This is a genomic window from Comamonas sp. UBA7840, assembly GCF_002501455.1.
Classification (GTDB): domain Bacteria; phylum Pseudomonadota; class Gammaproteobacteria; order Burkholderiales; family Burkholderiaceae_C; genus Comamonas; species Comamonas jiangduensis.
In genome coordinates, this window is the sequence record NZ_DLTI01000005.1 from 1 (window position 1) to 9,613 (window position 9,613).

Consider the following 9,613-nt stretch of genomic DNA (forward strand, 5'->3'; position numbering starts at 1 on the left):
TGTTTGATGCCCACAACCATGTCCGTCATCGACGAACCGGGTCAAAGCCTCCCAGCGCCGCAAGCTGTAGTCCAGCGCTTTGGCGCTTGCCGAGCCTTCCGGCACCTTCTGGCGTTGCAGCACCATCCACTGGTGCAAGGCATCAAGCAGCGGCTTCGTTTGTTGTTGCCGGATGGTTTGGCGCTGATCGGTCGCAATCTCCTTGACCTCACGCTCGATCTCGTAGACCCGCGCGAACTGCTGCAGCGCGACCTCGGCGATCTGGCTTTGGTTCGCCGCGTGCAAATCGAAGAACTTGCGCCGCGCGTGCGCCAGGCAGCCGACCTCGGTCACACCACTTGCGATCAAGGCCTTGTAGCCGCTGAAGTCGTCACAGGTGAGGCTGCCTCTCCAGTCGCCCAGGAAGCGCCGGGCGTGTTCGCCCGAGCGCGATTCGCAGAAGTCGTAGACGACCGCCTTGATGTTCTCGAAGGCGCCCGTGGCATAGGCCCATAGGTACGCCCGGTGCGCCTTGCCGTTGCCCGGCTTGAGCATAGACACCGGCGTCTCGTCGGCATGCAGCACGCGGCGCTGCAGCAGCTCTGTCCTCATGGCGTCAACCAGTGGCTGCAACTGCACGCCACACGAGCCCACCCATTGCGCCAGCGTGGAGCGGGGGATGGCTAGGCCGGCGCGGCCGAAGATCGCTTCCTGGCGGTACAGCGGCAGGTGGTCGGCGTACTTGGCCACCAGCACTTGCGCCAGTAGCCCAGTGGTAGGGATGCCTTTGTCGATGATGTGAGGATCGACAGGCACCTGGTGAATCGTCTCGCACTGGGCACAGGCCCACTTGCCCCGGATGTGGCGCTCCACCGTGAACACGCCGGGCGCGTAGTCCAGCTTCTCGGCCACGTCCTCGCCGATGCGCTTCATCTGGCAACCGCAGGCGCAGGTGGTGGACTCGGGCTCGTGGCGGATCTCGCGCCGCGACAGGTTGGCCGGCAGGGGTGCGCGTTTGGGGACTTGCTTGTCTTGGCGGCCTGCCACTGGCGGCGTGGCCTGCTCGATCTCATCGGCCACCGCCTGCAGGTCCTCATCCAGCGATTCATCGAGCAGGCTCTTCTGCTCGGCGCTGAAGCGCTCCGACTGTGCGGCGAACTTCATGCGCTTGAGCAGTGCGTTCTCGTGCGTGAGCTTGTCGATCTGCGCCTGCTTGAAGACCGCCTCTTGGCCCTGGCGTGCGATCACGCCGTCTCGCTCGGCCAGCTCACCCATCAACGACAGCAGGGCCGCTCGCATCTGCTGCGGCTCCAGGGTGTCAAGGTGGTCTGCGGTGATCACGGGAGAAGATGATGCGGCTAACATCACATTCGCGCATCGGTGCAAGCGCTGATTGCCTGGCCAACGACCGGAGCACTCAAAGTACAGTGATGACTCCAGCCTCGCCGACGTTCTTCCAGGGCAGGCCCAGCACGAGCGCATCGAACTGCGTTCGGCTGAGTGTGGCGGTGGTGGCGGCATCGCGCGGCCAGACGAACTTGCCGCTATTCAGGCGCCGGGCCGCCAGCCAGACACCGATGCCGTCGTGCACCAGCACCTTCATGCGGTTGGCTCGTCGATTGGCGAACAGATAGGCGTGGTGTGGGCGCGCTGCGCCAAAGACAGCCACTACCCGGGCGAGCGCCGTCTCGGTGCCTGCTCGCATGTCCAGCGGCTCGGTGGAGAGCCACAGCGCATCAATGCGGATCATCGGAGCCAGTCGCGCAGCCACGCTGCACATGACGCTGCATCTTCCAGGGGCCAGTTCACGGTGACTACGCTGGCGCTGCGCCGAACATCAACGCGAATCGCACGCGACACGGGCGGCGAGCTGGTCTCGGTTGCTGGGAGCTGTTCAACTGGTGGAGGCAGATTCAGCGCAACGAACTCATTCCGGGGCGCTGGCAACAGGGAGTCTGCTTGCTCGCGCATCCAGCGATGAACGATGTTGGCGTTGATTCCGTGTGCAAGCGCTACGCCGGCCACTGACGCGCCGGAGACCTGGCATTCGGCCACGATCTGGCCTTTAAGTTCCGGGGAGTAGTAGTGCCGCTTGGGGCGCTGGGCGATCGTGTCGTTCGCCATAGTGTGCGTGATGTTCATCGTGCACACGATGCCTCGACACTGGGTCTATCTCAAGATGGGATTGCCGGACGCTTACGCTCATACACCGAAACGCTTACTTTGACGTAGGGCAGAGGTATGAGGAAAGCTCGACAATCAAAGCATGCAAGATAGCGCTCCCACAGATGCCCCAGACGACGAGTTGAGTACAGCTCTTGAGTTCTTGGAGTCAGGACTTAGCCCCGCGAAGGTTCGAGTCAAAGGAATGGCGTTGATGCAAAAGCCGAAGCTGCGTCTCAAATTGGGTATCAAGCTACTGGATATTGCTGACAACGCCACGACTGAAAACTTAAAGGCTCACTATCGAGAGCTTGCGCGAATCGTGGGAGTGTCTGAAGCCGTGAGAGCGCTAGTGCGTGACTTTGAAGAAGTGAACAAAGTTAGTTGGTTCGATGTATCCAGCGAAGACAAGTCAGAGTGGCTGGATGAGCTGGACGCGTTGTGTCAGGGGCGCCAGGAGTGTCTGAGCTGCATGGGCGTCAAACTGTAGCCCAGCAAACAAGTTTTGCCAATGTGCCCCTGTATACAGGGCACAAAGGGAAGAAAAAACCCACCTAGGTGGGTGAAACGCTGGTTCTATGACCCAGCGCAGAGGCATAAAGTGCCGGTGCCTTTCGGCGCTTCATGGGAAGGCATGAGGGAGGAGATCCATGAACCGGCTGAAAACCATATGCTGGAAACTCTGTGCGTTACATCTGGGATTCCTGGATAGCTGAATGCCGATCAGAGTGGCCCGCACAAGCAAAATTATCGCTTTGCAGCACGCTCTAACCCCAGTTTTCGCTTCAGCGTGTACAGCAGATTTTGAAAAAAGTCCTTTCGACCATTCCCAACTCGCAACGAGATCACATTGCGTGCAATCTCGGTGGAATTGGCTTGTTTTTTTCTCGAAGGGACACGCTTTGGCGCACTCTTCTCCGTAGTAGAGGCATCTACATGTTTCAGCCCGGTGTAAGGTCTGAATTCGATATGCTGAAGACGTTCCTTCATATGTCGCTCCCTCGTGGCGTACGCAACGTCCTGCCTGCGGATTAGTATGTGCAAACCATACTGGATCTGGTCAAACGTGACAATCTGGTTCCAACCCTATGCCAATACTTGGATCCGCCTACGTGAGGCGTCCTAGCAGGCCAAGATGGGCTTTACCTGCAGTGAGTTGCAAGGCAACTTTGAAGCCTTGACGATGGAAGTGGGCTTAGATTTTTCTTCAGAAGAACTCAAGGCCGAACAGCTAGCTTATGCACGATCAAAGCATGGCACAAGGCGATAAACGGACCCGCCGAGCGGTGCCATAAAGCTAGCGTTATGTGAGAAAAATAGCACTGCGGGCAATAGGTACCAAACGACTTCGCATTAAGTAGTGCTATCTAGCAGGCGCTTGGTCCGTGGAGATTAGCTTTGCAGGCACTGAACAACGTGCAGTTTGCCGATACGGAGTGGCAACGCTTTGTGAGCGACTGGCTGGACAAGCCCAGCGAAGGCATTGTGGACAAGACACGCAAGGTGCATGACGACTATGTGCTGGACTTTGTGTTTGACGATGGCCACATCCAGAACATCTACCTGTTCGACAAAAAGCACATGGCCCGCAACAAGCTGCAGGTGATCAAGCAGTTTGAGCAAAAGGGCAGCGCTTCGCCACCCGGGAGCAAGCAAGGCAGGTCATCATGAACTGGATGGCCTTCTACAATTACCGTAGATTGCATTCGAGTTTGGGCTATCTCAGCCCCATGCAATACGAGCAACGCTGGTACGAGGCACAGCGCAAAAAAGCCGCGTAAGCAGGGAGCTAAGAACTCCACAAAACAGGGGCAACATCAGTCCAAGGAAGAGCTAAAACTAGAGCTTAGTCGATGGTCACCTTGGCAGCCTTGGCGACATTACCCCAACGCTCCAATTCGCTCTGAAAAAAATCTTTGAATGAAGCAAGCGAGTTATCACCCGCAGGCATCAAGAAACCGTTTTGCGCGTACTTCGCCTGAATATCGGGATTGTTTTTTAGCGCATCGTTGATCGCAGCATTCACTTTTTCCACTACCGCGCGGGGGGTGCCAGCCGGGGCAAACACGGCAAACCAGGCTGCAACATCAAAATCCGCTACACCTGCTTCTTGCATGGTCGGGATATCGGCGGCAAAAGGAACGCGCTTGGCCGTAGTTACCGCCAAGCCCTTGAGCTTACCAGCAGCGTTGCTCGTTTTCCTGCTGTAGCCGCTCCAGAGCCACCGTGGAAGCGCCGCTGATGATGAACGGCAGCCGCTCTTCACGCGCAACACAGGCCAAAGCCGCATCGCAGTCGTGCATGACGATGGCAGAGAACCCGGTGGGCGCAAAGCCCAGCGGAAGGCTGTATTCCTGCCCCCAGACCTGCACCCGTGCATTGCGTTGCTCTACGTGCTGCAACCCCCGCGGCACAAAGCCCCAGCGGCTAAAATGCGAGCGGCTTTCTTGCAACGATTGACCGTCTTCCGTGCCGCCGCACACATAGCCGCACACACAAGCGGGCATGCGCTGCCGTGCCACACGTTCCAAATCCGCAATCGACAAGCAATCTTTCAAGCCCATCCTGGCCTCCTGAAGCCGCAGCTCACAGTGGCGGCTCAGGGCGGATTCTTTCAGGGAATATGTGCAGGCTACAAAGGAAAATTTTTGATATCCGTATTACTTTTCCTCATGGCACTTCCTTCCCGCACGCTTCAAAGAAACGGTGGGTACTGGCTAGGCAACGGCTTTGGTACACACCCAATCCACAAAGGCGCGTATCTTGGGCAAATTGGCGCAATGGCTGGCACATGCCACGTAATACACGCTATCGCTCGCTTGCACAAAGTGCCAAGGCTGGATCAATTTCCCATCGCGCAGGGCAGGCTCCGCAAACATGGCTGGTATGGCCGCAATGCCAATTCCCTCCAGCGCTGCGGTTAAACACATGCTGAAAGTATCAAATCGCGGCCCCTGGTAACAGTCCATCGGCTCCCAGCTTTGGTGGGCAAACCAATCGCGCCAAATCTCAGGCCGCGAACTGCACTGAATCAACGTGTGCTGCTCTATCTGCTGCAGGCTCGTTAAAGCGCCCGCTGGCAAATAGGACGGGCTACAGACCACCGCCACAGGGGCCTCAAACAAGCGATGGCAATCTGCGCCCGGCAAAAGCCCATTGCCATAAAACAGCGAGATATCAATTCGTGCCTGCATCAAATCAAAGGGTCTGGCGTCGGAGCGGATCACAACTTGAATCTCAGGATTCTCGCGGATGAACTCGCCCAGGCGCGGGATCAGCCACATGCTGCCAAATGTGGGCTGTACCGCAATGCTCAGAGTTTCTTCAGCCTTGCCGTACCCCATCACATACCGCGATGCAATATCGACTTGATTGAGGATTTGTCGCACTTCAGAAAGATACATCCTGCCTGCAGGCGTTAGCGACAATCCTCGTGGTGAGCGGTGAAACAATTGCTGGCACAAATGGCCCTCCAACTGCGCGATCTGCTTGCTCACAGCACCTTGCGTCAGAAAAACGTCATTGGCCGCCAAGGTAAAGCTCATGTGCCTAGCCACCGCTTCAAAACACTGCAAGGCAGCCATTGATGGCAGTACTGTCTTTGCTCGAAACATGTACTCCTCCTTCTGGGGAAGATTGTCTGGGTAATTGGGCTGCAAAATTGCAGAATGCTAATTTCCACGCAAAACTGCCCCGGTGGGCATGCGGACAAAAACTTGGACTATCAGAGGAGATAGTTCATGTACACTGATCTTGCCCCCGTAGTTCCGGACACCGTCCAGTCGCTAAGTTAGCCCTGATGGGCCGGGTGATTCTGCCGTCGTCGGAACTCCCTGTGCGACATCATCTTCAAACTGATGTTGCCCCTGCTTTGTGGAGTTCTTAGCTCCCTGCTGTTGCTCGTTCGACCTGACCACTAGCTTCTGCTGCTTGCAGCAGGCTTTGCATTTTTTGTCTTTTTTAGGCGCGGGCAATTGGTATCTCACTGAGCTTCGTTGTGTATCTTGGCGTGCGCCTTTCTTGCCGCATCCGCCAGCCTGCCGCATCTTCTTGGGTGCGCCCCGTGCTGGCAATGTGCACCGTGGATTTGCCATAGCGTTCGTTGATGCGGTCCATCGCTTCCATGAGTTTGCCATGGTCGCGCTTGGGTGCAGGTTCTTCAAACAGCAGGTCACTTTGCTGCTGCTCTGTTGCTGAGTACAGGTCCATCAGCATGACACCTGCTTTGCTCAGCTGAAATCCGGGCTCGTAGATACGCCGTAACCCACTGACAGCAGCACAGACCAAGGCTTTGGTGTCAGAGGTGGGTGGATGCAACTGCATAGTGGCCAACTTGTTAAACCGAAGTCCTGGCCGAAACGGTGAGGTGTGGGCAAAGACCAGCAGAGCTCCGGCACGCTGATTGCCATGGCGTAGTTTCTCTGCGGTACGTGAAGCGAACTCGCTCACAGCCTCTATCAGCGGGGGCAATGTGGTGATGGGATGGCCAAAGCTGCGCGTGCAGGCTATCTGCTGCTTGGGAGCGGGGGCTTGATCCAGGCTGATGCAGCTGATGCCTTGCAGCTCGCGCACTGTGCGCTCAAACAGCACACTCCACTCGTCACGTGCCTTGGCGGCCGGCATCCGAGCCACATCCAGTGCAGTGAGGATGCCTTGCTCTTCCAGCCTTGCTGCAATTCGGCGGCCGATGCCCCACACATCACCTGCTGGCGTGCGACGCAGCAGGTCAATTCGCATCTCTCGCGTCAACTCTGTCCAGTTGCAGACCCTGGCCAGCTCTTTCGGGTAGCTGCCAGGCTTGCGCTCTGCGTCCTTGGCCACGTGATTGCACAACTTGGCCAGCGTCTTGGTGGGGGCAAGCCCGATGCAAGTCGGGATGCCAATCCACTTGTCAATCCGTGCACGTATGGCCCACGCCCTGCGTGTCAGGTCGGGGATGCCATCCAGATCCCCAATAAAGCTCTCATCAATGGAATAGACCTCTTGCAGAGGGCCAAGCCCTGCAGCCAGGCTCATCATGCGGTCGCTCATGTCCCCGTAGAGCTCAAAATTGGCCGACAGGCAAACCAGATTGCTTACCCGCTCCAGATCCCGAAACTGGTAGTACGGCTGGCCCATCTTGATGCCCATGGCCTTAGCTTCATCACTGCGTGCAATGGCGCAGCCATCGTTGTTGCTCAAGACCACAACAGGCAGGCCTTGCAGCGATGGCCTAAACACGCGCTCACACGAGACATAGAAGTTATTGCCGTCGACGAGGGCGAACATGGCGGCACCTACAGCGGCACGATGCGTGCCGTGCCTGTCAGAATCGGGCGGCACAAAATTTTGTAGCCGTCGGCATCGAACCCGGCAGCTACCTTGCCCAGCTTGCGCGCTTGCTGGCGTGTATCTGCGCTGCCCAGGTAGCACCAGTTGTGCACGACGTGGATCTGCTGCATGTCATCGCAGCGCTCTTGCAGCCCAATAGCCCCAGGGTAAGGCCAGGTGGCTACGCGCAAAGTCTCTAAAGCGCTGAGTAGTCGCTGCTGATGATCGACGGGGCTTTCGCGGTCACAGCACACGCCGTTGCACTGGTTGAGCATGGCCCTGAAACAGGCGCGGCCTTTGGCGAGCTTTTCTAATCCAAGCGCGCCGTAGCAAAGCTTGTGCAGGTCGGCCAGTTCACGCAAGCCTTGCAAAGCACTGGTGCGGCTGCCATACAAGCCGTACAGATCGGGCTCCACCGCAAAGTCCATGTCGCGGGAGTGCACAACTTCTGGCACACCTTCACGCAGGCGCAGTGCACAAAGTTGGCGATTGCGGCGCAGCTTTTGGTTATACAGAGGTTGCTGCTGCTTAATGAGCTGGGCTTCCAGCAGCAGGGCGCCAATTTCTCCGGCAGTGCGGATGTGGCTGATACGCGCGGCTTGGCGCAACATGCGTGCTTCGTCTGGATTGCGCATGTGGGACAGCAGCCGAGCGCGAAGATTGACACTCTTGCCGATGTACAGCGGCAGCGTGCCTTCGGCGGCGTGAAAGATATACACCCCCGGCTTGGCGGGCATGTCCAGCAAAGAGTCACGCAGGTGCTCTGGGTATTCGTTAACCCGGGCTTCTTCAAATTCCGGGCGTCTGCGCGCGGGGATGTGCATGATTACCTGCTAAAGCGCTTGATGCACGAAGTCACGACGCCCCAGATCTGCAAGGTCTCACATTCTCTGGGGATGATGTCGGGGTAGGTTGGGTTGCCAGCTTTGAGGCGCACGATGCCACCGACCGAATACAGCGACTTCACCGTGAACTCGCCTTCGATCACCGCGACCACAATGTGGCCGTGCCGTGCTTGGATGGAGCGATCTACAACAATCATGTCGCCGTCCCCAATCCCGTGCTCCACCATGGAGGTACCAGCTACGCGCAACACAAATGTTGCCTGCGGGTGCTCCACCAGCATGGCAGAGAGATCGAGGTGCTTGCCTGTGAAGTCTTCAGCAGGTGATGGGAATCCAGCACGCACTGAGCAGTCTGCCAACGGCAGGTGCATTGGTGTAGCGATAGCCGGCACAGGCTGGCCAGCTTGAGGAAGAGGGCTGTACATGCATACAGTTTACAGCAAGCAAAGCATCGGCCACTACCGGATCACTACGTGGCTTCTCAATTCGCTGCTTGCACACGCACCTGTGTCTTTGAAGGCTGCTTGGCACAGAAATTCGCCCAGTCTTCCATCATGGTGCGACGTCGTTCTAGTGCATCGGAGCGTCTGTACGCGGCCTCAACCTTGCTCTCTAATGTATGTGCTAAGGCCGCCTCAGCGAGATCAGACGGATACGAAGTGCAGTCACCTACCCAATCGCGGAAGGTGGATCTAAAGCCGTGCGGGACTGCTGCCACATCCATACGGCGCATCACTGCCAAGAGCGTCATATCGGATAGGGGTTGCCCCTTGGTGCCGGGGAAAAGCAAATTGCTACCTTCGACCCTTGGTAACGTCCTCAGCAACTCCAGTGCGGCACTGGGCAACGCAATACGGTGCTCCTTGCCAGCTTTCATACGCTCAGCGGGGATAGTCCAGATCCCCTTATCAAGATTTATCTCATTCCACTTTGCTCCACGTACTTCACCAGATCGAGTGCACGTGAGAATAAGAAGCATTAGAGCTTTTGCAGCCATCCCCTGACGAAGTTTTAGCTTGCTCACAAAATCCGCTATTTCTCCATAGGGAATGCTTTTGTGATGTTCTACCTTCTGGATCTTGCTAGGAGCCGCCAGCACCTTATCCAGATGCCCTTTCCACCTTGCTACGTTTTCCTTTTTTCTGTACTTGCGTACTTGAGCCCAATCGAGAACTGTCTCGATACGGCCACGCACACGTACGGCAGTCTCTGTTTTGCTGTGCCAAATTGGTTCTAAGCAAGCCAAGACATGAGGAAGCTCAATCTCATCGACGCCCAATTTCCCAATGAAGGGATAGACGTAGCTTTGCAAGGTA

The 9,613-nt window shown here is 57.1% G+C and carries 13 protein-coding genes and 1 pseudogene; 3 read left to right on the plus strand and 11 right to left on the minus strand.

The genetic code is table 11. The annotated features are described in order from the left end of the window. The 3 genes from tnpC to tnpA form a co-directional block, all read right to left on the minus strand. Window positions 1–1,320: IS66 family transposase (gene tnpC / locus B3R00_RS01285; protein WP_286996981.1), on the minus strand; the 1,320-nt coding region annotated here is incomplete at its 3' end. A gap of 76 nt (window positions 1,321–1,396) precedes the next feature. Further along, the gene (gene tnpB / locus B3R00_RS01290; RefSeq protein WP_003121550.1) at window positions 1,397–1,729 is read right to left on the minus strand and encodes an IS66 family insertion sequence element accessory protein TnpB; all 333 of its coding nucleotides are present in this window, start codon (window positions 1,727–1,729) and stop codon (window positions 1,397–1,399) included. After that, window positions 1,726–2,103: an IS66-like element accessory protein TnpA gene (gene tnpA / locus B3R00_RS01295; RefSeq protein WP_071536238.1), complete on the minus strand. Its 378-nt coding sequence runs from the start codon at window positions 2,101–2,103 to the stop codon at window positions 1,726–1,728. The genes tnpB and tnpA overlap by 4 nt, the downstream gene beginning before the upstream one ends. Before the next feature lie 253 nt (window positions 2,104–2,356). Between tnpA and B3R00_RS01300 the strand changes: the two genes are divergently transcribed. Further along, window positions 2,357–2,632, plus strand: coding sequence for a hypothetical protein (locus B3R00_RS01300; protein ID WP_286996984.1), 276 nt, complete (start codon window positions 2,357–2,359; stop codon window positions 2,630–2,632). Window positions 2,633–2,889: 257 nt separating this feature from the next. On the opposite strand, the gene B3R00_RS01305 is transcribed toward B3R00_RS01300, so the two are convergent. After that, window positions 2,890–3,132, minus strand: a complete 243-nt coding sequence (locus B3R00_RS01305; protein ID WP_286996985.1) for a hypothetical protein — start codon at window positions 3,130–3,132, stop codon at window positions 2,890–2,892. A 459-nt stretch (window positions 3,133–3,591) separates the two neighbouring features. On the opposite strand from B3R00_RS01305, the gene B3R00_RS01310 reads away from it, so the two are divergent. Together B3R00_RS01310 and B3R00_RS01315 are read left to right on the plus strand one after the other, a co-directional pair. Then, window positions 3,592–3,813, plus strand: coding sequence for a type I restriction endonuclease (locus tag B3R00_RS01310; protein ID WP_286996999.1), 222 nt, complete (start codon window positions 3,592–3,594; stop codon window positions 3,811–3,813). Next, window positions 3,768–3,923, plus strand: a pseudogene (locus B3R00_RS01315) (IS3 family transposase); the annotation flags it as partial. The gene B3R00_RS01310 and the pseudogene B3R00_RS01315, both read left to right, overlap by 46 nt. Window positions 3,924–3,988: 65 nt before the next feature. Here B3R00_RS01315 and B3R00_RS01320 read toward each other — a convergent pair. From B3R00_RS01320 to B3R00_RS01350, 7 genes are all read right to left on the minus strand, one after another. Beyond that, complete coding sequence (locus B3R00_RS01320) at window positions 3,989–4,432, minus strand: tripartite tricarboxylate transporter substrate-binding protein (RefSeq protein ID WP_286996986.1); 444 nt, start codon at window positions 4,430–4,432, stop codon at window positions 3,989–3,991. Further along, window positions 4,320–4,706, minus strand: a complete 387-nt coding sequence (locus tag B3R00_RS01325; protein WP_286996988.1) for an alpha-hydroxy acid oxidase — start codon at window positions 4,704–4,706, stop codon at window positions 4,320–4,322. The genes B3R00_RS01320 and B3R00_RS01325 overlap by 113 nt, the downstream gene beginning before the upstream one ends. 153 nt (window positions 4,707–4,859) lie before the next feature. Beyond that, on the minus strand, window positions 4,860–5,756 hold the full coding sequence (locus B3R00_RS01330) for a LysR substrate-binding domain-containing protein (protein WP_286996990.1): 897 nt from the start codon (window positions 5,754–5,756) through the stop codon (window positions 4,860–4,862). Between the two features lie 346 nt (window positions 5,757–6,102). Further along, entirely contained in the window at window positions 6,103–7,410 is a 1,308-nt protein-coding gene (locus B3R00_RS01335) for a Y-family DNA polymerase (RefSeq protein WP_286996991.1), read from the minus strand. An 8-nt stretch (window positions 7,411–7,418) separates the two neighbouring features. Beyond that, window positions 7,419–8,276, minus strand: a complete 858-nt coding sequence (cho, locus tag B3R00_RS01340) for an excinuclease Cho (RefSeq protein WP_286996993.1) — start codon at window positions 8,274–8,276, stop codon at window positions 7,419–7,421. Between the two features lie 2 nt (window positions 8,277–8,278). Next, window positions 8,279–8,668 carry a LexA family protein gene (locus B3R00_RS01345; protein WP_286996995.1) on the minus strand — a complete coding sequence of 130 codons (390 nt, stop codon included), beginning with the start codon at window positions 8,666–8,668 and terminating at the stop codon, window positions 8,279–8,281. Window positions 8,669–8,778: 110 nt separating this feature from the next. Continuing rightward, on the minus strand, window positions 8,779–9,613 hold an 835-nt coding region (locus B3R00_RS01350; protein ID WP_286996997.1), incomplete at its 5' end, for a tyrosine-type recombinase/integrase.